The sequence below is a fragment of the Mucilaginibacter sp. P2_A4 genome, from assembly GCF_056405015.1.
This window is the reverse complement of record NZ_JBFUCX010000004.1, coordinates 346,728-372,749: the sequence shown is the minus strand read 5'-3', so window position 1 is coordinate 372,749 and position 26,022 is coordinate 346,728. Positions and strand designations below refer to the sequence as shown.

The following is a 26,022-nucleotide window of genomic DNA, read 5'->3' as shown; positions in this document are numbered from 1 at the left end:
CTAATTTGAAATGAAGTACAGGTATACATAAACAATTGGTGCAGCCATTAATAAGCCATCAAACCTATCCAGGAGGCCGCCATGACCCGGTAATATGCCTCCGCTATCCTTTACATTAATGCTGCGTTTAAACATGGATTCAACCAAATCGCCCATGGTACCAAAGCATGAAATTAGGATTGATATAGTAACCCATTGTTTCCAGGTAAGCTCTGTATAAAAATGACCCAATATAAGCGCTGCTATTGCGCTGATGATTATACCGCCAATTAAACCTTCATAAGTTTTTTTGGGTGAATGCCTTTCAAATAATTTTGTTTTACCCATTTTACTGCCTACAAGGTAAGCGCCGGTATCGTTACTCCATAAAATAATCAAAAATGCCAGCGGAATATGGAAGTTAAAATTGCTACCGATAAAGGCCATTGCATGAAAAAATGCGAAAGGGACTACAGCGAATATGATTCCCAAAAAGGTGAAAGCGATATTGCTGAATGGGGCCGGAGTTTTCTTATAAAGTTCCTGCATAAATACCGCAGCACCGGCAAGTGGAATTAAAAGAAGCAGCTTTATAACAGCATGATTTCCGTTTAATGCAGATGAAGTAAATTGTTCGGGATAGAAGAATAACGCGGTTCCGGCGAAGAGTAATGCACCGTAAGTTAACCCCGCAATAATGTTTGGTTGCGCCGTGTTTTGTTTTATGAGCTTATAAAATTCAAAAAGGCAAAATGATGCCAGCACAAGGTAAAACAAACTGAAAACATATGTACCCAATAAAGTGGAGGCAATCATCACGATGATGAAAAAGAAGCCTGTAATGGCGCGTAATCTCATAAATTAATTTGGTTGAGGATCATGATCTCAATGGCCTTGCTAAAATCCTCCTGATGAATGTAAACTTCAATATCGCCAAAGGCCCGGTGCGATGAATCTTGTTTGTTTAATAAAACAGTGTCAATATGGTGCCCGATAAGCACTTGCTTAACAATCTCTGATTGATAAAAATTGGATGAAGTGAAAATTTTGATCCAGTTTTTTTCCATCAATTACTTAACTCTGGCTTTTTACCAATTGCAACATACCTGTATATAAAAAGCAAAAATAAAACAATTATTATGCTAATAGCATACAGGGGGTAATTAAATACGTGTTGATCATCGGGATCTAATTTAATGGTTTTGTGCTGAAATAAGTAAGTGATAAGCACCGCGGAGCCATTATTTAAAAAGTGCCCCCAAACACCCGTCCATATGCTGCCGCTATAGGCAACAAAATAACCAAATATGGCTCCCAGAAATACCCTTGGCAAAAAAGTAAAGAACTCCATATGAAAAGCGCTGAAAAGGATGGCTGTTATCCATATGGCAGCATGTTTATTGCGGGTCCACCTAATAAAAATGGTTTGAATTACACCGCGAAATAAAAACTCCTCGGCAATGGCCGTTAATAAACCAACCACAAACAACGCCCACAGTAAAGCCCAGATGCTTTTCATATTCAGCATAGCCTCGGTAGCTTTTTGCGCTGATAGCTCCATGGCACGCAGTTTATCTTCAAGCCCCTTAAGGGCTGCAGGTAATGATAGCTTTTGATTAATATTACTTAACATCTCCATGACAGGCGGTGAAAACAGCATGATGGTGAATATCAGCAATAAAAAAATGGGCAGAAACTTAAAGGTTGGCTTTAAGTAAGTTGCGGTATCCGATACAATGAACCTTGCAAAAAGCACCGGGGCAACAAATAAGGGTACTGTGGTACTCACTATTTGCAATATCCATAACGTAGCGCCAACGTGGGGGTTTTGCGTATTGAAACTAAAGGTATCGCCAAGCGTTTTAAAGCCGAATATAGCGAGTATTATCCCCGCTGCGATAAACGAAAAGACAATCACCAGGCCAATGGTTATACCCACAATTGCTAAAAATTGTACAAATATAGATGGCTGATTTGTCTGCTGTATGTAGTCCTTTGTGGGTTCTTGTATCATTTGGGGTAAAATGCTTATTTTTGCAGGGCTAAAGATAAGCATGTCTGTACAAATAGGAAATATTGATTTAGGAGAGTTCCCGCTGTTGCTGGCGCCGATGGAAGATGTGAGCGATCCTCCCTTCCGTTATGTGTGTAAGCAACATGGCGCGGATATGATGTACACGGAGTTCATCTCATCAGAAGGATTGATACGTGATGCTGCCAAAAGCAGGGCGAAGCTTGATATATTTGAGTATGAGCGCCCTATAGGTATCCAGATCTTCGGCAGCGATATCGATCATATGCGCGAAGCTACCGAGATAGCATCTCTTGCCGGTCCCGATTTAATGGATATCAATTATGGTTGCCCGGTAAAACAGGTGGCTTGCCGCGGTGCAGGGGCCAGTTTATTACAGGATATTGACAAAATGGTGGCCATGACCAAGGCTGTTGTTGAAGCAACACACCTGCCTGTAACGGTAAAAACCCGTTTAGGCTGGGATGATAATACCAAAAATGTTTATGAAGTGGCCGAGCGCCTGCAGGATGTAGGTATTAAAGCCCTCACCATACATGGCCGTACCCGCGCCCAGATGTATAAAGGCGTGGCTGATTGGTCATTAATCAGGGATATTAAAAAGAACCCGCGGATAAAAATCCCCATTTTCGGTAACGGAGACATCGATTCCCCGGAGAAAGCGGCCAATTGGAAAATGGAATTTGGCGTAGATGGCATGATGATAGGCCGGGCGGCAATTGGTTACCCCTGGATTTTTAGGGAGATAAAACATTTCTTTAATACCGGGGAACATTTAGATAAGCCCACCATTACCGAGCGGATTGCGGCTTGTTCAACCCATTTGCAAAAATCAATAGAATGGAAAGGCCCTAAAACAGGGATCTTTGAAATGCGCAGGCACTACTCCAACTACTTTAAAGGTATAGATCATTTTAAAGAATTCCGGATGAGGTTAGTGACCGCCGGCACCCTGGATGAAGTACAACAGATACTCGCCGAAATAGATGAAAAATATGCCATTGAAATGGCCTAATATTTGCTCCCATTCATTATATTTGAATTAATAAGAAATTAAATGCACATGGTTACCACTATAACAGAAGGCGTTAAGGTTTCCATAGAAACCATATACCAGCCCGAATATTCTAATCCGGCTAATGATCATTTTATGTTTGCTTATAAGGTGAATATCGAAAATATGAGCAACTACGCCATACAATTAATTAGCCGTCATTGGTATATTTTTGATTCTAACGGAGCCAAACGTGAAGTTGAGGGAGAAGGGGTGGTAGGCCAGCAACCGGTTATTGAACCAGGGCATTCACATGAATATGTATCGGGCTGTAATCTTAAAACCGATATGGGCAGTATGAAAGGCGAGTATCAAATGAACCGTTTACTGGACAATGCCAGCTTTAATGTCCAAATTCCTGAATTTTATTTGATAGCACCTTACAGGATGAATTAAGATATCTAAAAAAATAAGATATAGGAGCCTGGATGAGTAATCATTCGGGCTTTTTGTTTGATAGAACTTTTTTGATAACCAACAAAAGTTTGTCTTGGGTAACGCTTGAAGCATCTATTCTCGGCGATGCTACTTACGATGCGTTTGTTGATGTAAGTGAATTTCAAAAAAGGGCTGTCACCCTGAGCTTGTCGAAGGGTCGCGCGCAGAGGCCTTTGCCCACATGCTTCGACAGGCTCAGCAGGACAGCCCTTTTTTGAAATGTCATTTCACCTTCCACCATCTTTAACATTCCTAAGAATAACAAAATGCTATTTTGCTTTCCTTAAAAAAACTTTACACGTAGGTGTAACCTCCTTCAAAATAATGTTGTCATAACTTACAAATACACCAATAGTGGTGATTACAAAAAAGTTAACAACATAATAAATTATAGAAATCATGGATACCGGGAATTTAGGAATATTAGCAGGCATTGTTATCTCACTTGGCTTTTTCGCAATGATCTTTGCAATCATTTACCTGTACAAGCGCGAAAGAATGGCAATGATTGAACGTGGCATGGATCCACGCAGTTACAAACCACAATCAGCACCTTACCAAAACTTAAAATGGGGGTTATTACTTATCGGCTCAGGAATAGGATTGTTCCTTGCTTTTATTTTAGATCACTCCGTATTTCGTAGCATGGATGATGATGTGTTTTTCCTTTACTTATCACTTATAGCCATCTTTGGTGGCGCGGGCTTGTTCCTGTCATATAAGATAGAGAAAAAGGAAGTATTAGATAGGGAAGATGTGAGATTAGAGAAATAAGAGAATTCTTTGTAAGAATAAAAAAGTCGCGGTTATTTAATTAACCGCGACTTTTTTATTTTATCTGAACTTGTGGAGATTTTACCCTATACCATACCGCTCCTTAAAAATATTCAGGTGGTGTAGCTCGTGCCCGGCCAGCATGTAAACAAATGCCCTAACGGTGAACCGGCTGTTGCTGGCGATGCCATCGCGCAGTAACTGATCATCGCTAAAGCTTTTGATCATATAGATATTTGATAAGCGGGCGGCTTTAAATTCTTCGGCCAGATCAATGATGCTGACTTTACTTAAATCATTATTATTAACGTAAATATCCTGGTCAAACCCTGGCAGCTCCACATGGTTGCGGGAAAACACCAGTGCCCGATAGGCAAAAGTCCGCTCTGTATCTATCATATGGCTAAGGGCTTGCTTAACGGTCCACTTGCCGGGAGTATACGCGTAAGCAGCCTGCTCGCTGGTAAGATTGCTGAACAGCTGGTAGCTTGATGTCATCAATTGCTCCAATAATTCAATCACATTTTCATTGGGCACAAGGCCAACATAGCCCGCCGCAAATGGCGAATATTCATCAGGACTTGGTTTGCTTATTATCATTGCGTATGTTTTTTAATACTATCCTAAAGGTTGTACCCTTGCCTACTTCAGAATCTTTTACAAAGATCTGGCCGTTGTGATAGTTCTCTATCATGCGTTTGGTTAAGGACAAGCCCAATCCCCAACCGCGTTTACGGGTGGTATATCCCGGCTGAAAAACGGTATCAAATTTAGAACGCGGGATGCCTTTACCAGTATCCGTTACATCAATAAATACCTGGTTCTTTACTTTATTGCCACTAATATCTACCTTAATACTACCTTTTCCGTCTATGGCGTTAACGGCGTTTTTAAGCAGGTTCTCTATTACCCAATCAAACAACGGTACGTTAAGGCCTGCTTTAAGGTGGGGGTTTCCACTCATTTCAAAACTGATGTTTTTACTTACACGTACCCTAAAATAATCAACATAATCCTTCACTACTTCATAAACACCATGCTCTTCCAATACAGGTTTTGATCCTATTTTTGAGAAACGATCGGCTACAATTTCCAGCCGTTTTACATCGTTTTCCATTTCGGCCACCAGTACATCATCTTCTGCGTTGAATTTTTCCTTCATCAACTCTATCCATGCCATTAGCGATGATATCGGGGTGCCTAACTGGTGAGCGGTTTCTTTAGCCAAACCAACCCAAACCTGGTCTTGCTCAGATTTGCGGGAAGAGCTAAACGCGGTATACGCCATGAGCAGGAATATGGCAATTACCGTTAACTGGATATAAGGAAAAATCCGTAATTGCTGCAACAGGGGAGAGTCTTTATAAAACACCAGTGTCTCCTCGCCCAAAATCTGGAGTTTAATAGGTTCATGCTGTTTTTTCATGTATGCCAGCTCAGCCTTAAAATAATCAGGGTCGTATTTTTTCTTGTTGCCTACGGATGGAAGATCGATAAAGGTTTTGGTAGTATCCAATCCCCGGGATAAGCGAATGTCTCCTTTGCCATCGGTAACAATGGCCGGTACAATTAAACTGTCGCGAACGGCAATTGTATATTGTAAAAAGTCATTATCGTCTGAGTTTAGGATCTGCCTCATGCTCATGGCCCAAACCTGCGCACGCGTTCGTTCAGACCGGGCAATGTTTTTAACAAGGTACCGGGTATAAATAAGGGAACCGCTGGCAATTACAACCGCGAACGCGAGTAGTAAATACTTCCACCGTTTTTTTTGCTGATATGGGTTCATGCTGGCCAAGCCTCAAATAACGTAAAATTATTTCAGAAGTACAGATTACGGATGTGCAGATTATAGATTTCAGATGTGCAGATGATTTTGTCTGAACCAGGATTTATCAGATTAAGAGATTTCCATAATTGAATTTGCGAATCAAAATCCCATAATCTGATAAATCTCTTTAATCGCGGTTCAGACAAAATCATTTGCACATCTGTAATCTGCACATTTGAAATCTGAAACCTTATCTTTGCGCCATCATGACCGATAAAAAAGTAAGAGTTCGTTTTGCGCCAAGCCCAACAGGTGGTTTGCACCTGGGTGGTGTTCGTACCGTATTGTTTAACTATTTATTCGCCAAAAAACATCATGGCGATTTTGTTTTGAGAATTGAAGATACCGACCAGACCCGTTACGTGGAAGGTGCCGAGCAATATATTTTAGATTGCCTTAAATGGTGTGGTTTACACCCGGATGAAAGTCCGGTTGAGGGAGGCCCTTTTGCACCATATCGCCAAAGCGAACGGAAGTGCATTTATCGTGAATATGCCGAACGCCTGGTGATGCAGGGGCATGCCTACTATGCTTTTGATACTGCCGAAGAGCTGGATAAAAACCGTAAGGAGATCCCCAACTTTCAATACGGGCAGGTTTATCGGGAAACATTGCGTAACTCCATTTCGCTGCCGCAGCACGAGGTGGATGCCTTGCTGGATGCCCATACGCCCCATGTTATCCGCATAAAAATGCCTGCTGATGAAACAGTAAGCTTTAATGATATGATACGCGGGCATGTAAGTTTTGAAACCAACCAGGTTGACGATAAAGTTTTATTGAAAGCCGATGGAATGCCTACTTACCATTTGGCTGTTGTGGTTGATGATTACCTGATGAAAATTTCGCACGCTTTCCGCGGCGAAGAATGGCTGCCATCTGCACCGGTACATTTGCTGCTTTGGGAATACCTGGGCTGGAAAGCCGAGATGCCGCAATGGGCGCATTTGCCATTGATATTAAAACCAGATGGCCATGGTAAATTGAGCAAACGGGATGGCGCACGCCTGGGTTTCCCGGTATACGCTATGACATGGTTTGATGCAAAAACCGGCGAACTTACCCCTGGTTTCCGCGAGCTGGGCTTTTTGCCCGAAGCGTTTTTAAACCTGTTGGCCACCCTGGGCTGGAATGATGGTACCGACCAGGAAATATTTACGCTGGATGAGCTTATAGAAAAATTCTCGATAGAGCGGGTTAGCAAAGCCGGCGCCAAGTTTGATTTTGAAAAAGCCAAATGGTTCAATGCCGAATGGATAAAACGCTCAGAAGTTGGCAGTTTGAAGCCGGCAGTTAGCAAGGTTTTGGCAGATAAAGGGATTGTTGTTACTGACGATGAAAAACTGGAAACGGTTATCAACCTGATAAAAGACCGCTGTGTGGTATTGCCTGATTTTTATCAGCAGGCAGGCTACTTTTTTGAACAGCCTAAGGAGTATGATCTAAATGCTGTAAAACCAAAATGGACAGCTGCCAAAACGGATTTCTTTAATGCGTTAACAGAGCTGTTAAGCACCGGTGGCGACATCGAAGCTCATGACCTGGAAACCAAATTTAAAGCCCTTGCCGAAGAAAAGGCGCTAAAAGTTGGGGATGTAATGCTGCCCTTCCGCATTATGCTGGTTGGTGGCAAATTTGGCCCGCATGTATTTGATATAGCCGCTTTGTTGGGTAAAGAGGAATCCATCAGCAGGATAGAGAAAGCTTTGGAGGCGTTTAGCGCCCCAGCCCCCTGAAGGGGGAGCTTTTAATTTGCAATGCGATGTAATAATAAAAAAAGAGGGCTTTGACGGCCCTCTTTTTTTATTATGGTGGATGATGTTATTTTAACGAAAATATCCAGTTAATAATTTGTTTGATTTCGGCTGGTTTCAGGTTTGGATGCGCTGGCATATCCACATCGCCCCAAACACCGTGGCCTCCTGTTGTTACTTTTTTAATCAGGTGACTGGTTGAAGCGGCATTACCAGGGTACTTCTTTGCAACCTCGGTAAATGCCGGGCCTACTGACTTTTCGGATACCTTATGGCATGCCTGGCAATCTAACGACATCATGAGTGTCTTCCCGGCAGCGTTTGCTTGCATGCTGGCCATTTTTAGTTTCATATCGGGCGAATCCTGGCCGGCCAAAACGGCTATGGTTTTACTTAGGGTAGCGGCATCCCGGTCGTCCTTAACTTCAACAGAAACATTGTAGGTGCCTTTTTTGGTATAGGTGTAAAGCAGCTTTGGTAGCTGAGTTGTTTTTTTGATACCATTGCCCAGGTTCCAGGTATAGGTCAATTTATCCTTCTCGGGGTCGGTTGCTGTTACCGTAAATACTACAGGCAATGGCAATTTGCCATACAGTTTATTGGCGGCTATCGCTTTTACTTCGGGTGCACGGTTACCGGTGTTATAATCAATACGTGCCAGGCCGGCATCTTTGTTTTTGGTAAACCAGCCTGAGCCATATTCCAAAACATATATCCTGCCATCTGGGCCTGTTTCCATATCAATAGGCGCGTTAAATTTGCTTGTAGCCATAAAGGGTTCCATTTTATCCAGGTCGCCGTTTGGTTGCAGGGTAAGCACTTTTATCCAGCCACGAATCCAGTCGTAAAAAAATACTTTTTTGTTATAATAATCTGGCAGGCGGGTAGCTTTTGGATAAAGGTCGGTATAATAAATAGGCCCAGCCATAGCGGTACGGCCTCCGGAGCCAACTTGCGGAAATTCTTTCGATTCGCCGTAAGGGTACCAGATAAATGCCGGTTGGGCAGGTGGCAGCTCTCTTAAACCTGTGTTGTTTTTTGAATCATTTATCGGGTGCAAGGGATCAAAATTTGGTCCGGATTCGCCGGTTGCATAATTGTAGGCATGGTAAGGGATATTTGGACCGATAAACAATGGCCATCCGAAGTTGCCCGCGGCTTTGGCCTGGTTAAACTCGTCGTAACCACGCGGTCCCCTGGTGGCTAAGCTATCATTATTGGCATCGGGGCCAACTTCGCCCCAGTACAGGTAACCGTTCTTTTTGTCTACGGCTATCCGGTAGGGGTTTCTGTCACCCATTACATAAATTTCTGGCCTTGTGCCGGCTGTTCCTGGTTTAAACAGGTTTCCTTCGGGGATGGTATAGCTACCATCATCTTTTATTTTTATCCTTAATATCTTACCCCGTAAATCGTTGGTGTTACCTGCCGAACGCCTGGAATCATGGTTTAAATACTCCGGGCGATCATCCAGAGGCGCAAAGGCGTGCGTATCATGAGGTTGTTTTTTGCCTTCATCAAACGGGGTGGTGTTATCGCCTGTAGATAGAAAAAGGGTATGATCGGGCCCAAAGGCTACGGAGCCGCCGGTATGGCAGCAGATCTCGCGCTGCGAGTACAATTGCAATACTATTTTTTCTGATTTGTTATCAATGGTATCTCCCGTCATGGTAAAGCGCGACAGGCGGTTAACCGAAGTATCAGACGGGCTGTAGTAAATGTAAACGTAATGGTTGGTTTTAAAATCCGGATCGGCCTGTATTCCTAAAACGCCTTCTTCGGCATTTACTCCTTTTTTGGTACGGGTTTTAAAATAAGCATCTAAAAAGCCCGCTTGCTTCACTGTTTTAGTTGCATTTTTAAACAGCATGATTTCGCCGCGGCGCTGGGTTACCAAAATATCCAGGTTGGGTAATATGGTCATTTCGGTTGGCTCATAAAAAGTGCCCTGTATCAGCGAGGTTTTTGAAAAACGGTTTTCCTCAGGCACCCGTAAAGTGGTACATTTAGAATAGTCCAGTTTTTTGTTATCGCCAATGGCGTATTGAATACCGCCCAGCAAATGTTTTAAATAGGCCGGGTCGCTGTATGATTCATCGGTATGGCCAAGCTCGGTATAAAATGCTCTGCCGTTCTCAAAATTATGGTACCAGGCCATAGGGTGATTAACACCATTTGTGCCGCCCTTATAGCTGTTTTCATCAATAGTGATGAGTACATGAATGTTTTTGCTGATGGATTTAAAGTTGTACCATTCGTCGGTCCTCTTCCAGGTATCGGGCAGGGCGCGGGTTGATGGATGATTTTTATCAATAACATTTAAAACGGCTTCCTGCATGGCCGGGTGGCTATCAAAGTAGGCACCCACTAAGCGGCCATACCAGTGCCAGTCATACTCGGCATCCGCGGCAGCGTGTACACCTACGTAATTACCGCCTGCCTGCATATAGCGTTCCAGGTCGGCCTGCTGGTAATTATTAAGCATGTAACCGGTTGTGCTTAAAAACACAACAGCCGAATACTTGCTTAAGCTTGCTTCGGTGATCTTCGCGGCATCGGAGGTGGTATCAACCGAAAAATTGTTTTCGGCGCCGAGCTTTATAATGGCCGCTGTACCCACGGCGATAGAAGCATGATGATAGCCCGATGTTTTGGTAAACACCAGTATTTTGGGCTTTTCAACTATTTTACTAAAATTAAACACCAGTACGCTGAGCGCAAGGAGCAGGGTGGATTTAAATCGCATAGTTTAAATATGGGTTATGATGGTTTGGCGGAATTAGTAATTTTTCGGCTCTAAAGATAAAAAAAACAATCGATTGCGGGTTTCGTATCTTAAATATTACATCTTAAATTTTGGCAACCTTATCCGTGTTATTGGCATAAGGGGTAAATATATCAAAGCTGGTAGATTTATTGATCCCGAAAAGGCAAGGTACTTACCTGGGTTTATAAAGATGAGCTGCATAAATTAACCGTTTTTGGTTGAGCGGGGCCGAAAGAGATTATAACAGGCTGATGGATTATTGGATGAAATAGTAATATTGCCTGACAAAACGGGCCTAATAAAATTCACACAAAAGCAAATTTTTATCTCGCAAAGAAATCGCGTTGCCGATAACGATTAAACTTGCAATAAATTATAGTGTTGGGTATTATTTTTAATACAAAAAGCAATAATTTGTTGGCAAACTGAACTTTATCCAGTACTTTTAAGTCCCTTAATTAACTGGCTATGATCCGCGTACGATCTAAGAATGTGCTATTGATTGCTCCCGAAACTTTCTCGGTAGAGTTGTTGTCTAATAACAAACAATTCAGGCACATCTCGGCAACGAGTCATATCTTTCCATCTATACATGAGCAAAAGCCCAATGTAGTGATATTGGACTATGATCACCTGACCAATGATATTGAAAAGATATTACGGCGACTGCAATCAAACCCGGCATACGGTAAAATTAAGATCTGCTGCTACAAGCAAAAAGAACATACAAAGGTTGATAGCCTACTAAAAGCCCTTGGTGTAGACCACATTTTTTATCCCCATGATTTCGAGAAAACTGAAAAAAGCAATGGAATTGTAAATGCATTTGCCAATGTTTTCGATGTCAGTCTTTTGGGGTTGCTTGTAAGAACTTCAAATTAGAAAAGTGTATTAACACATCGCTTTGCGCATGCTGTTTGTGAGTATGGCCATGATTTGGCTTAAGCCCCTCTTGCTATCTATTTATCCGCTCCATAAATGGGACGACAATGAATTAAAGCGTTATTTACCTTCAATTCCTCATTGCCGTTGGTTTCAACCAACGGATAGAAAGTATTATTCAAGCATGGCTTTAGCCTAAATAATCAACATTTCGCACAATGGGAGGGGGTATTCCAGTAATTTGTGTCCCCACATACAGCTATCTCCTTGCTTTGTGCAGGTATTTGAGCTGAAAAAAAGCAGGGACAAAAAAATAGCCCCTTAAAAGGGGCCGTAGTTTTAATCAATCCATTCAAACTTGGTATAAGGCACCAATACCTCCGGTATCTTAATGCCCCTTTCTGTTTGGTTATTTTCAAGTAATGTAGCCACAATACGCGGCAAAGCCAATGCGCTACCATTAAGCGTATGCGCAAGCTGAGTTTTACCTTCGGCATTGCGAAAACGCAGTTTCAGGCGATTGCTCTGGAAGGTTTCGAAATTGGATACGGAAGAAACTTCCAGCCAGCGTTGTTGAGCGGCACTCCAGGTTTCCATATCATAGGTTAAAGCCGATCCAAAACCCATATCGCCGCCGCAAAGGCGCAATACACGGTAGGGCAGCCCAAGATTTTGCAATAATCCTTGCACATGAGCGCTCATAAGCTCCAGGGTTTCGTATGATTTATCGGGGTGTGCTATCTGTACAATCTCCACCTTATCAAATTGGTGCAGGCGGTTAAGTCCGCGTACGTGTGCGCCGTATGAACCTGCTTCGCGACGGAAGCATGGTGTATGGCCGCAGTTTTTAACCGGCAGGTCATCTCCCTTAAGTATCACATCGCGGTATAGGTTGGTGATAGGCACTTCGGCGGTAGGGATGAGGTATAATTCATCTTCATTTACAAAATACATCTGCCCTTCCTTATCAGGAAGTTGACCTGTACCAAAACCAGAATCTTTATTAACCATCAATGGTACGCTAACTTCGCTGTAGCCAGCTTTTTCGGCCTCGTCAATAAAATAATTGATTAAGGCGCGTTGAAGTTTGGCCCCTTTGTTTTTATACACCGGGAAGCCGGCCCCGGTTATTTTAACCCCAAGTTCAAAGTCAATCAAGCTGTATTTTGCTGCCAGCTCCCAATGTGGCAAAGCATTTGCAGGCAATTCGGGCTTAGCGCCGTTCTCTAAAACCACCTCATTCTCTTCGGGGGTTAAACCTTTTGGTACAGAACTATGTGGCAAATTAGGGAGTAATACCAGTTTTTGATATAGATCTTCCTCGGTTGCGGCAAGTTGCTCGGCAAACTTTTTTATATCTTCTTTCCAGGTTCCTGTTTTTGATTTTACCTCTTCAGCTTCGGCTTTTTTGCCGGCACGCATCAGCTCGCCAATTTGTTTGGCGGCAGCATTGGCCTCGGCCGAAACAGTATCCATACTGGTTTGGGTTGAACGACGTTTATCATCTAACCCTATTATCTCATCAACCAGTTCGGGCTGTTTAAAATTTTTTACAGCCAAACGTTCTAAAACCTGTTCCCTGTTATCACGGATATAACTAACTTGCAGCATTATTTTATTTTTTGACAAAGATATAATCAGTTGGCGGTTTGCGGCGTGCAGTTTGCAGTTTTTTTCGGGAATAGGTTTGCAATGCCATTTTGGAGGCAAACAAAGGCCCCTGCTAATCACTAACTGCGAACGGAAAGCCCACTGCCGATTGTTAACTGCAAACTAAAAAAATGCCCGGTAAACTATACTTAGTACCCACCCCAATTGGCAACCTGGAAGATATCACCTTCAGAGCGATTCGTGTATTGAAAGAGGTTGATCTGATCCTGGCCGAGGATACGCGAACATCAGCTCCCTTACTTAAACATTTTGATATTCATCAGAAAGTGTTTTCGCACCATCAGCATAATGAGCACCAGTCATCAAACGAGATAGTGAAATTTTTGCTGGAAGGAAAAAATATCGCGCTCATATCCGATGCCGGCACACCAGCCATATCCGACCCGGGTTTTTTCCTGGTTCGCGAAGCTTTAAAGTTTAATATTGATGTGGAATGCCTGCCCGGCGCTACAGCTTTTGTGCCCGCGTTGGTAAACTCTGGCTTCCCTACAGATAGGTTTTGCTTTGAGGGCTTTTTGCCATTGAAAAAAGGCAGGCAAACACGGTATAAATTCCTGGCCCAGGAAGAGCGTACCATTATACTATATGAGTCGCCACATCGTTTATTGAAAACGCTGGATGAAATGGCTACTTATTTTGGTGCCGACAGGCAGATCTCGGTATCGCGCGAGCTAACTAAAATGTTCGAAGAAACCGTAAGGGGTACTGTTACCGAAGTGAAGCTGTATTTTGAAACGCATCCCTTAAAGGGCGAGTTTGTAATGTGTGTGGCAGGAGCCGAAGCAAAATCATCTAAAGACAAATACAGGGAAGACGAAACCGAAGAATAAGCCGATTATGGAAATTTATTTGGATAGTGCAATAAAGCGATTTGCTTATTACAAAATGCTTGGGGAGCAAACCTTTGAGCAGTTGAATGATGCCGATTTATTTTGGCGCTTCAATGATGAAAGCAATAGTATCGCCATTATAATTAAGCATCTATCCGGTAATATGCTGTCGCGATGGTCGGACTTTTTAAATGCCGACGGAGAGAAACCATGGCGCAAGAGGGATGCCGAGTTTGAAGATGAAATTAACACCCGCGCCGAACTACTAAATATATGGAGTGAGGGTTGGGAATGCCTGTTTGCCGCATTAAATTCAATAACGCCCGATGATTGGCAAAAAACTATTTATATCCGCAACGAACCACATAGCGTTGTAGATGCAATTAACAGGCAACTGGCACATTATCCATATCACGTGGGGCAGATTGTGTTTATTGGAAAGATGATTGCCGGTTCAAAATGGAAATCGCTGTCAATCCCTAAAGGCGAATCAGAAACATTCAATGCAGCTAAATTTTCGGCTCCAAACGATACTATCAAATAAGACCACATTATACATTTAATGAAAAAAAATCTTCCCTTAGCCATACTTTCCGGCTTATTACTTTGGATAGCATGGCCACCAACTCCTTACACTACCTTCCTGCTTTTTATTGGTTTTGTACCCATGCTGCTGGCGATGGAGAACATCATCGAATCAACAGCTGCAAAAAAGGGCCGACAGATTTTTAATGTAAGCTTTATCGGCTTTTTTGTTTGGAATACAGCATCTATATATTGGGTATACAACGCCCTTAAACAAGTAGGCAATTTAGTGGCCATACCTATTACATTAATACCATATGCGCTGGGGCCACTGCTTATGGCCACTGCTTGCTGGCTGTATTATCGCTTGCGCCTGTTAACCAACCGGGCTTGGAGCCTGGCTGGATTAGTCTGCCTTTGGATAGCCTACGAATACCTGCACCAAAGCTGGGACCTGAATTTTCCATGGATGACGCTGGGCAATGGCCTGGCAGTAACCCACCAATGGATTCAATGGTATGAGTATACCGGGGTTTACGGCGGTACTATTTGGATATGGGCTGTAAACATCCTGGCCTTTTTAATTTACGTTGGGATGCGCGAAGCCCAACCAAAACAGGTTCGGCTTAAACTCATCACCGCTTTTGTGTTTACGTTGCTGCTGCCAATTGGCTTTTCGTTATTCACTTATTATAATTATACCGAGCAAAAAAATCCATCTAATATAGTTGCTGTTCAGCCTAATATTGATCCTTACGATAAGGAGGGCGTTATACCTGCTGCTTTGCAAATTGATGTGATGATTCACCTGTCGCGACAGATAGCCCAGCCCAATACCGAGTTTTTTTTATGGCCCGAAACTGCCATTCCTGAATATATGGACGAGGATAAGATCCTGCAAAACACATACTATAAACAGGCTCATTACTTTTTACGCAATTACAAAAACGGCAACCTGTTAACCGGCGCTGAAACCTACAAGCTATACAATACCCGCAAAACACCAACGGCCAGCCCAACCCAACAGCCAGACTTATTTGCAGATAATTTTAGCACGGCTATGAATATCGAAAACGGGGATAAAGTGCAGTTTTACCATAAATCGCGCCTGGTGCCGGGAGCAGAGTCATTACCTTTTGGCAATGCCCTATCGTTCTTAAAGCCGGTGTTTGAGCATTTGGGCGGTGCTACAGGTGCTTATGGTAGCCAGCCTGATGCAGAGGTTTTTTATTCGCAAAGCGGTATAGGGGTTGATCCGGTTATTTGTTTTGAATCAATCTGGGGGGGATACGTGGCCCGCTCTGTTAAAAAGGGAGCTCAGTTCATTGCCATCATTACCAATGATGGCTGGTGGGAAAATACATCGGGCAAAGACCAGCACCTGGATTATGCCAAGTTACGCGCCATTGAAACCCGCAGGTGGGTAGCGCGATCAGCAAATACAGGTATCTCGGCATTCATCAACCAGCGCGGCGATATTGTACAGCAAACCAAATGGTGGACAAAAACGGCCATCAAACAGGATATTAACCTTAACTCAGATCTTACCTTTTACGTTGAGCACGGCGATTACTTGCCAAAGGCAGGGAGCGGTATTGCGGTATTGCTGATGCTGTTTATTGTAATAAAGCCGCGGCTGAAAAAGAGGGCGATTGCAGCTTAAGGAAAATATTGAAACGTATTGTTTAGGCTAACTGCTCATTCCGTTTTAAGATAAACGCCATCAGATCACTTATGGGTTGCTTAATGATCTTGCCTGTTTTTACACCTTGCGTGTGGCAAAGCGCGGTAAGCTCTTCGGCAAAAAAATAGGCTATAGACCCTACAAAATGGCATTTGTATTTATGGTATTCGGGGTACGATTTAATATTGGTTTCGATGAATTCCAATAAACCCCGCTGTAAAACTTCCTGTCCGTACGGCGTGGTTTTAATCTCACTTACAAATTTAGAGAAGGATGCCAGGTAAGTGTTGCCGTTAGCCTTTTGATAAACATTTTTGATGACGATATCTTTGTTCAGGTGATAAGCTTCTTCAAACCGTTCATTGATCTCGGCAGGCATCCGGCCATATAAAAAATCGGTGATCAGGGTTTTGCCAAACCACGTACCTGATCCTTCATCGCCCAAAACATACCCCAGGCCATGTTGGCCTTCAAATATTTCCTGTCCATCAAAAAAAGAGATGTTTGATCCGGTACCCATCACGCAGCAAATACCTTTTTCGTGACCACACGTTGCATAAGCACAGCCCAAAAGATCGCTATCAACAGAGACATAGGCTTTAGGGAAATGGAGGCTGATGGCATTTGATACAATTTCGTGCCTGTCCGGACTGGAGCAGCCGGCTCCAAAGAAATAAATTTCATCAATGCTATCGGCATAGGCAAGCATTCCCGGCGCCTGGTCATGAATTATTTTGGCTATTTCTTTTTCGCTTAAAAAGTACGGGTTTAACCCCGCTGTTTTAAAAGCTACCGGTTCCTGTTGAGGGATGTGTAGCAACCAGTCTGTTTTTGACGATCCGCTATCGGCTACTAAGATCATGCACTAAGTTCTTCAAGGGCTTTTGTGGTTAACGGCTTATGTATAAGTTGGGTAATGTATTTATTGTCAGCTGATTGTTGCATATCGGTTGGATCAAGCGAAGAAGAAAGCATAAATATTTTTATGTTCTCCTTATCAATTTCCAGCAAATCATACTCCTGCAAAAACTCAAACCCATCCATGGTAGGCATACGGATATCAAGAAAGATAACATCAGGCTTAACAATGCCAGACCTGAGTGAATCAATAGCCTCCGTTGGCGATTGACGCACAATTATCGTCTCGGCAAAATTGCTGGCCTCTAAAACCTTGCGCGTAACAAAGTTATCGATGTAGTTATCATCGATTAACAAGCAAATTTTGTAAGGGATAGACATACACCAAATATATGTGTTTTTACAAGTAAATTAAAAAATATGCTTTTTTATTGAATGTTTATGCTGTTTGTGATTTGTTTGAGGGTAATTTCTGCCTGTTTTGACTGGTATTGGGCTGCAAAAAACTTTGATTGTGCATCAAGGTAATTACGTTGAGCCTCCCGAATCTCGAGCGGGGTGATGTTGCCCAGCTTATATTTTTCCAGCGAAATGTCAAGGTTCTTCTTTGCTATTACCACATTGGCCTGCCCCAGCTTGATCAGGTCAAGGCCCGATAGGTAGGAGGCATACAGGCTGTTCACCTGGGTTTCTACGTTCAGCTGAATTTTTTTAGCGTTGATGTTTGCGTTGTCTATCTGGATTTTGGCGTTCCTTTCGCGACGGGTTTGGTTAAAGCCATCAAAAATATTGATGGTGGCTGTTAAGCCATAGTTTAAGCCATGGGTATTTTGCTGCAAAGTAAAGCCTGCAGGTGTTTTATTATCGCTAAAAGTATACCCCGATGTTACAGCTACCTGTGGATAACGGGTAGCGCGTACCTGTTTAAGGTTGATCTCGGCCAGTCGGCGGTTTATTTGTGTAGATAATATAGTTGGGTTTTGTAATTGAGCGTTGGTTAAAATATCGCCCAATAATAACTTTTCATCTACAACAATGGTATCTGCTACAGAAAAATCTGTCTGAAGATCACGAACCAGGATCTGGTTGAGCAAAATTTTGGTGGTTTTAAACATCTGGAATTGCGTAACCAGGTTTGCAGTATCGGTATTTAAGTTTACCTGCGCGTTTAAAACATCCAGCTTTGATGCCCGGCCAACACGAAACTTATCATTGGCATAACGCAATTGTGTGCGCGAAATATCAATGGCCCCCTTTAATGCTTTTATTTGTTCGTTTTGGCTGATAAGGTCATAGTAGGTGCCTATCACGTTGGCAACGGTGTTTTGTATGGTATCCTGTAAGCGTAAAGCGCCAAGTTTATCCAGTTGTTGCAACTGATCATAGGTAGCAAACATGTTAAAGCCATCAAAAATAGTCCAGTTAAGGGCAACGCCGTAATTGATACCAGAGTTTGCCGCATTGTGGATGTTATTCACCGAGCCGTCGCTACGGGTTTGTTTGGTGGTTTGCCTGCTGTTGGTAGATGCAAAATTGCCGTTCACCTGTGGTAAAATGCCCGCGTTGCCAAGCGTAACGTTGTTGGCGGCAATAGTTTTGTTGTTTTGCGATAGCTTGATGTTGTAATTGTTTTTCAAAGCTATTTCAACCGCATCTTTTAATGTAAGCAGCGGTGCATCCTGTGCCCATGTGTTTATACCCAAAAAGGTACAGCAAAAAAACAGGAACGCTATTTTTTTAATGATCATATCGCTTAAAAATTTTCAATAAGTTTTGGTTTTTTCTCTGTTTTGATTTCTTCTTCCGGCTCCTCTTCAGGGTCGTGGCGTGTTTTTGAAGCAAAGATCACGTACATCATTGGAATGATGTATAGCGTTAATACAAGGGAAAATAACATACCACCCATGATTACTATACCCAGAGATACCCGGCTTTTTGCCCCGGCACCCAGCGCAAACGCGATAGGTACAGAACCTAACACAACGGCCAAGCTGGTCATTAAAATTGGGCGTAAGCGGGCGGTGGCTGCTTCAACGGCTGCTTCATATTTGCTGATGCCATGTTCCATCCGCTGGTTGGCAAATTCAACAATGAGGATACCATTTTTGGTTACCAGCCCCACCAGCGTAATTATCCCGATTTCGCTGAAAATATTAAGTGTTTGGTTAAATAGCCATAAGGACATGAACGCACCCGAAATAGCCAATGGCACGGTGAGCATCACGATGAAAGGGTCCATAAAGCTTTCAAATTGCGCCGCAAGTACCAGGTATATCAATAAAAGGGCAAAGCCAAATGCAAACAGGATGTTTGATGATCCTTCCGCATAATCGCGCGATGGTCCGCTTAACGCGGTGCTGAATGTTTCATCAAGTAAGCTTTTAGAGATGCGGTCCATTTCGGCAATACCATCACCAACGGTTTTGCCTGGTGCTAAACCTGCTTGTACCGTGGCAGATTTGTAACGGTTAAAGTGGTAAATAGCCGGAGGGGTTGCACCTTCGGTAGTTTTTACCACGTTATCCAGCTGCACCAATCCGCCTTTGCTGCTGCGCACATAAACCGATCTCAGATCGAGCGGCTGATCGCGGTTGGCCCTGTCAACCTGGGCAATTACCTGATATTGCTTTCCGTTGATCAAAAAGTAATCTAAACGGCCTGCACTATAGTATAATTGTAAGGTTTGGGCAATGTCATCTACAGAAACACCAAGGTCACGCGCCCGGTCGCGGTCGGTAACCACCCTTAACTCGGGTTTGGTAAACTTAAGGTTCACATCCGTTCCCTGGAAAACAGGGCTCCGGGATACTTCTGCAAAAAACTTAGGCAATACGGCCCGGATCTTTTCAAAATCCTGGTTCTGGATAACATATTGTACAGGCAATGAGGTACGCGCGCCGCTACCTCCACCGCTTATAGTTTGTTCCTGTACCACAATAGCGCGGGCATCGGGCATTTTACTCAGCTTTTTATTCATCCAGTCGGCAAGTTGCTGCTGTGTGCGCTCCCGTTTATCAGGAGCAACCAGTCCTATACGACCAAAGCCAGAGTTGGCCGAGCCGCCACCACCAAAGGATGGAGAAACAATTTCAAGATTGATGTTAGCTTCGGGGATGGAGTCTTCAACGATGTTGGCCACCTTATCCATATATTTGGTCATGTACTCATAGGTCGCCCCCTCAGATCCCGTTACACTATAGCGTAACAAGCTGCGGTCATCCAAAGGAGCAAGTTCTGATGGAATCACCTTAACAAGTACCCCGATAATGATTATCGATACGATCAGGATCACGAACGACACCCACCGCACCTTCATAAACTTAACCAATGTTTCTGTATATGAATTGGTCATGTTAACAAAGAACGGTTCTGTTCTTTCGTAGAACTTAGATTTTTTGTTGCTCTTACGAATCAGCTTAACATTCAGCATCGGTGTTAATGACAGGGATACGAAGGCCGATATTAATACCGCCCCGGCAACCACTACCGCAAACTCACGGAACAGCCTGCCCGTAAAGCCCTGTAAAAACACGATGGGTAAAAATACTGCCGCCAATGTAACCGATGTGGATACTACCGCGAAAAAGATTTCGGCAGAGCCTTCAAAGGCCGCTTTGCGGATGGCCATACCGGCCTCTACTTTTTTGTAGATATTTTCTGTTACAACAATACCATCATCCACCACCAGCCCCGTTGCCAGTACAATACCCAGCAGGGTTAATATGTTGATAGAGAAACCGAAAACATACATAATAAAGAAGGCTCCAATCAATGATACCGGGATATCAATCAGCGGGCGAAAAGCGATCAGCCAATCCCTGAAGAACAGGTAGATAATGATAACTACCAGCACAAACGAGATAAGAAGCGTTTCCTGCACCTCGGTAATGGATTGATTGATGAACCGGGTATTATCCAGCGCCACTTTTACAGATATATCTGGCGGAAGGTCTTTTTTGATCTGCTCCAGCCGGGTATAAAAATCTTTGGCTATCTGTACATAGTTGGCGCCGGGTTGTGGCACAAGGGCCAGGGCCACCATCGGCACTCCCGACTCTTTAAATATGGTTTCTTCATTTGCCGAACCTAAAACGGCATAACCAATATCGCTAAGATGGATTACCCGGGTGCTATCGGCACGGATAATAAGGTTGTTAAAATCTTTTTCTGTTGATAATTTACCCAGGGCCCTGATGGTTACTTCGGTATTGTTACCTTCAATTTTACCGGCCGGCAGCTCTACATTTTCCTTTGCGAGGGCAGCCCCAATATCGGTAGCAGTAAGGCCGAGGGCCGATAGCTTGGTGGGGTCTATCCATAAGCGCATTGCATATTGCCGCTGGCCCTGTATGTTAATGGTACTTACACCGGGGATGGTTTGCAAGCCTTCCTGCAATACGTTCTCGGCATAGTCATCCAACTGGGTTATGTTACGGGTATTACTGCTTACCGTAAGGGTAATTATCTGATCGGCGCTGGCATCGGCTTTGGTAACTACCGGCGGCGCATTTATATCCTGTGGCAGTTGGCGTTGTGCCTGCGCAACCTTATCGCGTACGTCGTTCGCGGCGGTTTCAAGATCGGCATCAAGGTCAAACTCAACCGTGATATTACTTTGCCCAACAGAACTTGTTGAGGAAATATTACGGATTCCCGGTACACCGTTGATGGATTTCTCCAAAGGCTCGGTTATCTGTGATTCTATTACATCCGCATTGGCGCCAGAGTAACTGGTGGATACAGAAATAATTGGCGGGTCAACCGAAGGGAAATCCCTTACTCCTAAAAATTTATAGCCTATGATACCAAATACAACAATAACCACAGACATTACTGTTGCCAATACCGGCCTTTTTATACTAACTGAGGATAAACTCATAATGGTTACTTAATAACTTTAATAATTTTTAAAGGAACTTTTGGTCGCATTTGTATAAGGCCCGATATTACAACACTATCGCCGGGCTTTAAGCCATCTATAACTTGTATTTTGGTATCGGTTCGCAGATCTGTTTTTACAGCCCTGGTAATAGCCATGCCATTTTGATAAACGTAAACCAGGCTACTTTTTAAATCAGGTATAACGGCCTGGGTTGGTAGCAGAATAGTTTTAGGAATTTGATCGAGCGTCAGGTTTATTTTAGCAAAGCCACCTGCAGTTAATGCGCCATTTGGATTGGGTGCTTTTGCGCGTACGGTAATAGTGCGCGAGTTAACATCTATAGATGGTTCAATGGCGTATACTGTGCCGGTAAAGTTTTCTCTTGAGCTCTCGACATTAAACCTCACTTTACTGCCCACTCCAAGTATAGAAATGTACCTTTCAGGAACGGAAAAGGTAAGCTTTGCCGGATCAATATTTACAAGCTGCGCTATTGGTGAAGCCGGCGATAAATAACTACCCGGACTAACATTGCGTAAACCAATAGTGCCCGAAAATGGCGCACGGATCTCGGTTCTGCTTATCTGTGCTTTAATTACATCGGCAGCGGCTTTCAGGGTGTTTAGCGAAGTTAAAGATGTATCATATTCTTCCTGGCTGATGGCTTCTTTTTGTAGCAAGGCTTTATTGCGAAACTCTATTTGTTTGGCCAGGGCTACCTGGTATTGATTTTGGGCCAGTGACGCCTCCAGGTCCTGGTTATAAACTTTAACCAAAAGTTGTCCTTTTTGTACTTTGCTGCCCTCGTTAAAATAAATACCTGTAATGTTGCCGGCAGTCTGGCTTACCAGGTTCACTTTTTCGTTGGCATCAATGCTACCGGTTACATCAATAATATTGTTTACTGCGGTATCCTTTACAATCATGATGTTAACTGATACAGGGCCGTTTTTCTTTTTGCCGCTTTTGCCGCCAGCGTTTGCCGCAGCGGTTTCTTTGGCTTTTTGGCTAAAAAACTTATTGTAAACTAAAAAAGCAACCAGCAAAGCCAGCGCTATGTAAATGATATACCTTGTTCTCATATTGTATTAATCATTTTGTGATTTTTAAAATTGGTTCGGTTGTTTGGGGTTTTATATTGGTTTGCATTTTTTGCAATACGCTTTCAAAGATCTTCATTTCATGGGCCGAGATCCCTTTGGTGATATCTGAGTTAATGTGCTCAAATGTTGCCACTATTTGCGGTACGGCCAGTTTTGCTTTTTCGGTAACCCTAAGCAAATGTTCGCGCCGGTCAACGGGATTGGTTTCGCGGTAAACAAAGCCTTTGGCGGTAAGCATATTAATGATGTTCACCATCGCCGATTTATCTTTATCCAAGATCTGCGCCAATGCGTTTTGCGTAAGCTGTCCATCGTGATTGTATATCAGCGATAAAATAAAATGATACCGGGTAACATCAAGGTGGGCGGTATGCTTGGCCAACACGTTAAGGTACAATTTACCTATGCGTATGAGTTTACGGGATATGGGTTCAACTAACTTCATTTTAATATGTGCCTGCAAACATAACCTGCTATAAAGATTAATAGTTGCATGTATCAACCATTTTACAAGTGCTTAAAGGGCAGATATTTTAAAAAACTATAATTTTTATAACTTGCGAGCATGAAACTAATTAAGCTGACCGCGACTGTATCATTAATTTTACTATTTATGAATTTATCTGCCAGTGAGGCTCAAACTACTGCAAACATATTTTACACTGTTTCTTTTCCGGAGGCGCAAGCCCACTATGCTGATATCGAAATGCATATAACAGGATTAAAGCAAAACGCACTCGACCTAAAAATGCCCGTTTGGACACCGGGCTCATACCTGATAAGGGAATTTGCCAAAAATATTGAAGCTTTCAGTGCCAATATCAATGGTAAAATTGTGGCTTCGCCCAAGATCAATAAAAACACCTGGCGCATCAACACAAAAAATATAGGCGAGGTAACGGTAAGGTACCGTGTTTACGCTAATGAAATATCAGTGCGTACCAGTTATATTGATGCCTCACATGCTTTTGTGTCAACATCGGGGATATTTATTTACCCGGCTAATATGCTGCATTCGCCATCAACAATTACTATAAAACCCTATAAAGACTGGGCTAAAGTTTCTACCAGTTTAGATATGGTAAACGGCGATCCGTTTGTAAGGCATTCGCCTAATTTTGATATCCTGTTCGATTCACCTATCGAGGTAGGAAACCAGGATGTTTTTGGTTTTGATGTATCGGGGGTAAAATACGAGGTGTGTATGTATGGTGGCGGTAATTATGATAAGGAGCGCCTTAAAAAAGATATGCATGCTATTGTGGAGCAGGAGGCCGCCATATTTGGCGAAAACCCTAATAAGCATTATACCTTTATAGTACACAATCACTTGCGTAGCGGGGGAGGTATTGAGCATTTAAGCTCAACAGTTTTAGGTGCATCGCGTGATAATTATAGTAACGAAAAAGGATACCAGGGTTTCCTGGGCCTGGTAGCTCATGAGCACTTTCACTTGTGGAATGTAAAACGCCTGAGGCCAATAGTATTAGGTCCGTTTGATTATGATAACGAGAATTATACTACTAACCTTTGGATAGCTGAAGGTTTTACGGAGTACTACCAGGAAATAGCCGTACGCCGTACTAACCTTTATCCGCCAGAAAACTACCTGGATCAAATAGCCAATGAGTTTAATGTACTGGAAAACCTGCCGGGTAAAGATGTGCAGAGCGTGGCCGAATCGAGCTTTGATGCCTGGATCAAGGCCTATCGCCCTAATGAAAACTCCAACAATACTACTATATCCTATTATACAAAAGGGGCCATAATAGGCATGATGCTCGACCTGGAGATCATCAATAACTCAAACGGGAAACACTCGCTTGATGATGTGATGAAGTATATGTACATCACTTACTACAAAACTAAAAAACGCGGCTATACAGATGCCGAGTTTAAAAAGGCGTTTGAAATGTTTGCCGGTAAAAAGCTGGATGATTTTTATAAAAAATACATTAACGGCGTTGATCCGGTTGATTATAACAAATACCTGGGCTATGCAGGTTACAAAATAGTGGATGAGCTGGCCGATAATAATGACGCGGCTCTTGGTGTAGTTACCGGTACAACAGCTGCTAAAAAAGTAATGGTTACCAATGTAATCCGCGGCACCGCGGCTTATATTGATGGTATTAACGTAAACGACGAAATAACAGCCATTGATGGAAACCCTATTACAGATGCATCTACCATGATAAATGGCAAAAAACCTGGGGATAAAATAGAGGTAACCGTAAACCGCGACGGCCAAAACATTACTTTGCCGGTTACCCTGTTAAGAAACGCAAGGGTAAAATATAAGATTGTATCAATAGATAACCCAACCATGCCGCAATTGGCTGTAAGGAAAAAGTGGTTGAGTTTGTAATTACGACTTAGAAAAATTTGAAGGCCGGCTGTTTATTCGCCGGCCTTTTTTTGTGTCCGGACGGTAGATTAAAAAAACAGGATGTTATCAGGCACTAAAAAACTTTTGAAAGATATTTGAACTTTGTAAAGTTTGTTTTACATTTGGTAAGCCAAACTTTACAATTATGAAGCCATTATTCTTATTCCCTTACTGGGGCCGCTATTTAGGTTACTTTTTGGTATTTGTGCACATCCCTTTTGTGTTGTACAAAAAACAGCTGATGGGTGTTCATGGGGACGATACAGATATGGGCATTTTTAATGGCCGGCACCTGTTTTTTATGTCGACCACCTTATTGATGGCCATTGGCTTATTCATTGCTGCATTTTCAAAAGAGAAAATTGAAGATGAACAAATAGTACAATTACGGCTCGACTCGTTACAATGGGCGGTATATGTGAATTATTTGTTTTTAATCATCAGTTTGGTTTTTTCTACAGATACCGAGCATATCCTGTTTTTAAATTTACTGGTTCCCCTTGTGTTTTTTATTATCCGTTTCAGGTGGAAGATATTCCAGAATAACCGTTTAATTAAGGAATAAGTAC

General features: G+C 42.8%; 23 protein-coding genes. 10 read left to right on the top strand and 13 right to left on the bottom strand.

Features of this window, described 5'->3' with window-relative positions; genetic code table 11:
• The 3 genes from AC1DYB_RS10610 to AC1DYB_RS10600 are packed head-to-tail and all read right to left on the bottom strand — an operon-like array spanning position 1 to position 1,993.
• On the bottom strand, positions 1-837 hold the full coding sequence (locus AC1DYB_RS10610) for a phosphatidate cytidylyltransferase (protein ID WP_477434716.1): 837 nt from the start codon (positions 835-837) through the stop codon (positions 1-3).
• Entirely contained in the window at positions 834-1,046 is a 213-nt protein-coding gene (locus AC1DYB_RS10605) for a putative signal transducing protein (RefSeq protein ID WP_295720728.1), read from the bottom strand. The genes AC1DYB_RS10610 and AC1DYB_RS10605 overlap by 4 nt, the downstream gene beginning before the upstream one ends.
• Positions 1,046-1,993 carry a lysostaphin resistance A-like protein gene (locus tag AC1DYB_RS10600; protein ID WP_477434714.1) on the bottom strand — a complete coding sequence of 316 codons (948 nt, stop codon included), beginning with the start codon at positions 1,991-1,993 and terminating at the stop codon, positions 1,046-1,048. The genes AC1DYB_RS10605 and AC1DYB_RS10600 overlap by 1 nt, the downstream gene beginning before the upstream one ends.
• A 40-nt stretch (positions 1,994-2,033) precedes the next feature.
• Here AC1DYB_RS10600 and dusB point away from each other — a divergent pair, with 40 nt between their 5' ends.
• From dusB to AC1DYB_RS10585, 3 genes are all read left to right on the top strand, one after another.
• Positions 2,034-3,026, top strand: a complete 993-nt coding sequence (dusB, locus tag AC1DYB_RS10595; protein WP_295720730.1) for a tRNA dihydrouridine synthase DusB — start codon at positions 2,034-2,036, stop codon at positions 3,024-3,026.
• 48 nt (positions 3,027-3,074) lie between these two features.
• Positions 3,075-3,461, top strand: coding sequence for a Co2+/Mg2+ efflux protein ApaG (gene apaG / locus AC1DYB_RS10590; protein ID WP_295720731.1), 387 nt, complete (start codon positions 3,075-3,077; stop codon positions 3,459-3,461).
• 441 nt (positions 3,462-3,902) lie between these two features.
• On the top strand, positions 3,903-4,277 hold the full coding sequence (locus tag AC1DYB_RS10585; RefSeq protein ID WP_295720732.1) for a DUF6249 domain-containing protein: 375 nt from the start codon (positions 3,903-3,905) through the stop codon (positions 4,275-4,277).
• Between the two features lie 81 nt (positions 4,278-4,358).
• On the opposite strand, the gene AC1DYB_RS10580 is transcribed toward AC1DYB_RS10585, so the two are convergent.
• Together AC1DYB_RS10580 and AC1DYB_RS10575 are read right to left on the bottom strand one after the other, a co-directional pair.
• Positions 4,359-4,877, bottom strand: coding sequence for a DinB family protein (locus AC1DYB_RS10580; protein ID WP_477434711.1), 519 nt, complete (start codon positions 4,875-4,877; stop codon positions 4,359-4,361).
• Positions 4,852-6,066, bottom strand: a complete 1,215-nt coding sequence (locus AC1DYB_RS10575) for a sensor histidine kinase (RefSeq protein ID WP_477434709.1) — start codon at positions 6,064-6,066, stop codon at positions 4,852-4,854. The genes AC1DYB_RS10580 and AC1DYB_RS10575 overlap by 26 nt, the downstream gene beginning before the upstream one ends.
• Before the next feature lie 248 nt (positions 6,067-6,314).
• On the opposite strand from AC1DYB_RS10575, the gene gltX reads away from it, so the two are divergent.
• Positions 6,315-7,844, top strand: a complete 1,530-nt coding sequence (gene gltX, locus AC1DYB_RS10570; protein ID WP_477434707.1) for a glutamate--tRNA ligase — start codon at positions 6,315-6,317, stop codon at positions 7,842-7,844.
• Between the two features lie 85 nt (positions 7,845-7,929).
• Here the strand turns inward: gltX and AC1DYB_RS10565 are convergent, their stop codons facing one another.
• Positions 7,930-10,608 carry a ThuA domain-containing protein gene (locus AC1DYB_RS10565; protein ID WP_477434705.1) on the bottom strand — a complete coding sequence of 893 codons (2,679 nt, stop codon included), beginning with the start codon at positions 10,606-10,608 and terminating at the stop codon, positions 7,930-7,932.
• Between the two features lie 489 nt (positions 10,609-11,097).
• Here AC1DYB_RS10565 and AC1DYB_RS10560 point away from each other — a divergent pair, with 489 nt between their 5' ends.
• Entirely contained in the window at positions 11,098-11,511 is a 414-nt protein-coding gene (locus AC1DYB_RS10560; protein ID WP_295720737.1) for a hypothetical protein, read from the top strand.
• A gap of 339 nt (positions 11,512-11,850) precedes the next feature.
• On the opposite strand, the gene serS is transcribed toward AC1DYB_RS10560, so the two are convergent.
• Complete coding sequence (gene serS, locus AC1DYB_RS10555; protein ID WP_477390555.1) at positions 11,851-13,122, bottom strand: serine--tRNA ligase; 1,272 nt, start codon at positions 13,120-13,122, stop codon at positions 11,851-11,853.
• A 170-nt stretch (positions 13,123-13,292) separates the two neighbouring features.
• Between serS and rsmI the strand changes: the two genes are divergently transcribed.
• Genes rsmI through lnt form a run of 3 tightly spaced genes read left to right on the top strand, consistent with a single transcriptional unit; the run spans position 13,293 to position 16,200 of the window.
• On the top strand, positions 13,293-14,012 hold the full coding sequence (rsmI, locus tag AC1DYB_RS10550) for a 16S rRNA (cytidine(1402)-2'-O)-methyltransferase (RefSeq protein WP_477434703.1): 720 nt from the start codon (positions 13,293-13,295) through the stop codon (positions 14,010-14,012).
• A 7-nt stretch (positions 14,013-14,019) separates the two neighbouring features.
• On the top strand, positions 14,020-14,556 hold the full coding sequence (locus AC1DYB_RS10545) for a DUF1572 domain-containing protein (RefSeq protein ID WP_477434701.1): 537 nt from the start codon (positions 14,020-14,022) through the stop codon (positions 14,554-14,556).
• A gap of 18 nt (positions 14,557-14,574) precedes the next feature.
• Positions 14,575-16,200: an apolipoprotein N-acyltransferase gene (gene lnt, locus AC1DYB_RS10540; protein ID WP_477434699.1), complete on the top strand. Its 1,626-nt coding sequence runs from the start codon at positions 14,575-14,577 to the stop codon at positions 16,198-16,200.
• A gap of 22 nt (positions 16,201-16,222) precedes the next feature.
• Here lnt and AC1DYB_RS10535 read toward each other — a convergent pair whose 3' ends face one another.
• The 6 genes from AC1DYB_RS10535 to AC1DYB_RS10510 are packed head-to-tail and all read right to left on the bottom strand — an operon-like array spanning position 16,223 to position 23,509.
• Positions 16,223-17,083 (bottom strand): BadF/BadG/BcrA/BcrD ATPase family protein, encoded by an 861-nt coding sequence (locus AC1DYB_RS10535; RefSeq protein ID WP_477434697.1) that lies wholly within the window; start codon positions 17,081-17,083, stop codon positions 16,223-16,225.
• On the bottom strand, positions 17,080-17,460 hold the full coding sequence (locus tag AC1DYB_RS10530; RefSeq protein WP_295720743.1) for a response regulator: 381 nt from the start codon (positions 17,458-17,460) through the stop codon (positions 17,080-17,082). Before AC1DYB_RS10530 ends, AC1DYB_RS10535 begins: the two co-directional genes overlap by 4 nt.
• Positions 17,461-17,507: 47 nt before the next feature.
• The gene (locus AC1DYB_RS10525) at positions 17,508-18,827 is read right to left on the bottom strand and encodes a TolC family protein (RefSeq protein ID WP_477434695.1); all 1,320 of its coding nucleotides are present in this window, start codon (positions 18,825-18,827) and stop codon (positions 17,508-17,510) included.
• Positions 18,828-18,832: 5 nt separating this feature from the next.
• Complete coding sequence (locus AC1DYB_RS10520; RefSeq protein ID WP_477434693.1) at positions 18,833-21,958, bottom strand: efflux RND transporter permease subunit; 3,126 nt, start codon at positions 21,956-21,958, stop codon at positions 18,833-18,835.
• Positions 21,959-21,963: 5 nt separating this feature from the next.
• Entirely contained in the window at positions 21,964-23,043 is a 1,080-nt protein-coding gene (locus tag AC1DYB_RS10515) for an efflux RND transporter periplasmic adaptor subunit (RefSeq protein ID WP_295720746.1), read from the bottom strand.
• Positions 23,044-23,053: 10 nt separating this feature from the next.
• Positions 23,054-23,509, bottom strand: a complete 456-nt coding sequence (locus AC1DYB_RS10510; protein ID WP_477434690.1) for a MarR family winged helix-turn-helix transcriptional regulator — start codon at positions 23,507-23,509, stop codon at positions 23,054-23,056.
• Positions 23,510-23,629: 120 nt separating this feature from the next.
• Here AC1DYB_RS10510 and AC1DYB_RS10505 point away from each other — a divergent pair, with 120 nt between their 5' ends.
• Positions 23,630-25,432: a M61 family metallopeptidase gene (locus AC1DYB_RS10505; protein ID WP_477434688.1), complete on the top strand. Its 1,803-nt coding sequence runs from the start codon at positions 23,630-23,632 to the stop codon at positions 25,430-25,432.
• A 166-nt stretch (positions 25,433-25,598) separates the two neighbouring features.
• Positions 25,599-26,018, top strand: coding sequence for a hypothetical protein (locus tag AC1DYB_RS10500; protein WP_477434686.1), 420 nt, complete (start codon positions 25,599-25,601; stop codon positions 26,016-26,018).
• Positions 26,019-26,022: the final 4 nt, after the last annotated feature.

What these genes read in the sequence shown, in the direction of transcription:
- AC1DYB_RS10610 (WP_477434716.1), bottom strand. Translation starts at nt 837, where the DNA reads ATGAGATTACGCGCCATTACAGGCTTCTTTTTCATCATCGTGATGATT.
- AC1DYB_RS10605 (WP_295720728.1), bottom strand. Translation starts at nt 1,046, where the DNA reads ATGGAAAAAAACTGGATCAAAATTTTCACTTCATCCAATTTTTATCAA.
- AC1DYB_RS10600 (WP_477434714.1), bottom strand. Translation starts at nt 1,993, where the DNA reads ATGATACAAGAACCCACAAAGGACTACATACAGCAGACAAATCAGCCA.
- dusB (WP_295720730.1), top strand. Translation starts at nt 2,034, where the DNA reads ATGTCTGTACAAATAGGAAATATTGATTTAGGAGAGTTCCCGCTGTTG.
- apaG (WP_295720731.1), top strand. Translation starts at nt 3,075, where the DNA reads ATGGTTACCACTATAACAGAAGGCGTTAAGGTTTCCATAGAAACCATA.
- AC1DYB_RS10585 (WP_295720732.1), top strand. Translation starts at nt 3,903, where the DNA reads ATGGATACCGGGAATTTAGGAATATTAGCAGGCATTGTTATCTCACTT.
- AC1DYB_RS10580 (WP_477434711.1), bottom strand. Translation starts at nt 4,877, where the DNA reads ATGATAATAAGCAAACCAAGTCCTGATGAATATTCGCCATTTGCGGCG.
- AC1DYB_RS10575 (WP_477434709.1), bottom strand. Translation starts at nt 6,066, where the DNA reads ATGAACCCATATCAGCAAAAAAAACGGTGGAAGTATTTACTACTCGCG.
- gltX (WP_477434707.1), top strand. Translation starts at nt 6,315, where the DNA reads ATGACCGATAAAAAAGTAAGAGTTCGTTTTGCGCCAAGCCCAACAGGT.
- AC1DYB_RS10565 (WP_477434705.1), bottom strand. Translation starts at nt 10,608, where the DNA reads ATGCGATTTAAATCCACCCTGCTCCTTGCGCTCAGCGTACTGGTGTTT.
- AC1DYB_RS10560 (WP_295720737.1), top strand. Translation starts at nt 11,098, where the DNA reads ATGATCCGCGTACGATCTAAGAATGTGCTATTGATTGCTCCCGAAACT.
- serS (WP_477390555.1), bottom strand. Translation starts at nt 13,122, where the DNA reads ATGCTGCAAGTTAGTTATATCCGTGATAACAGGGAACAGGTTTTAGAA.
- rsmI (WP_477434703.1), top strand. Translation starts at nt 13,293, where the DNA reads ATGCCCGGTAAACTATACTTAGTACCCACCCCAATTGGCAACCTGGAA.
- AC1DYB_RS10545 (WP_477434701.1), top strand. Translation starts at nt 14,020, where the DNA reads ATGGAAATTTATTTGGATAGTGCAATAAAGCGATTTGCTTATTACAAA.
- lnt (WP_477434699.1), top strand. Translation starts at nt 14,575, where the DNA reads ATGAAAAAAAATCTTCCCTTAGCCATACTTTCCGGCTTATTACTTTGG.
- AC1DYB_RS10535 (WP_477434697.1), bottom strand. Translation starts at nt 17,083, where the DNA reads ATGATCTTAGTAGCCGATAGCGGATCGTCAAAAACAGACTGGTTGCTA.
- AC1DYB_RS10530 (WP_295720743.1), bottom strand. Translation starts at nt 17,460, where the DNA reads ATGTCTATCCCTTACAAAATTTGCTTGTTAATCGATGATAACTACATC.
- AC1DYB_RS10525 (WP_477434695.1), bottom strand. Translation starts at nt 18,827, where the DNA reads ATGATCATTAAAAAAATAGCGTTCCTGTTTTTTTGCTGTACCTTTTTG.
- AC1DYB_RS10520 (WP_477434693.1), bottom strand. Translation starts at nt 21,958, where the DNA reads ATGAGTTTATCCTCAGTTAGTATAAAAAGGCCGGTATTGGCAACAGTA.
- AC1DYB_RS10515 (WP_295720746.1), bottom strand. Translation starts at nt 23,043, where the DNA reads ATGAGAACAAGGTATATCATTTACATAGCGCTGGCTTTGCTGGTTGCT.
- AC1DYB_RS10510 (WP_477434690.1), bottom strand. Translation starts at nt 23,509, where the DNA reads ATGAAGTTAGTTGAACCCATATCCCGTAAACTCATACGCATAGGTAAA.
- AC1DYB_RS10505 (WP_477434688.1), top strand. Translation starts at nt 23,630, where the DNA reads ATGAAACTAATTAAGCTGACCGCGACTGTATCATTAATTTTACTATTT.
- AC1DYB_RS10500 (WP_477434686.1), top strand. Translation starts at nt 25,599, where the DNA reads ATGAAGCCATTATTCTTATTCCCTTACTGGGGCCGCTATTTAGGTTAC.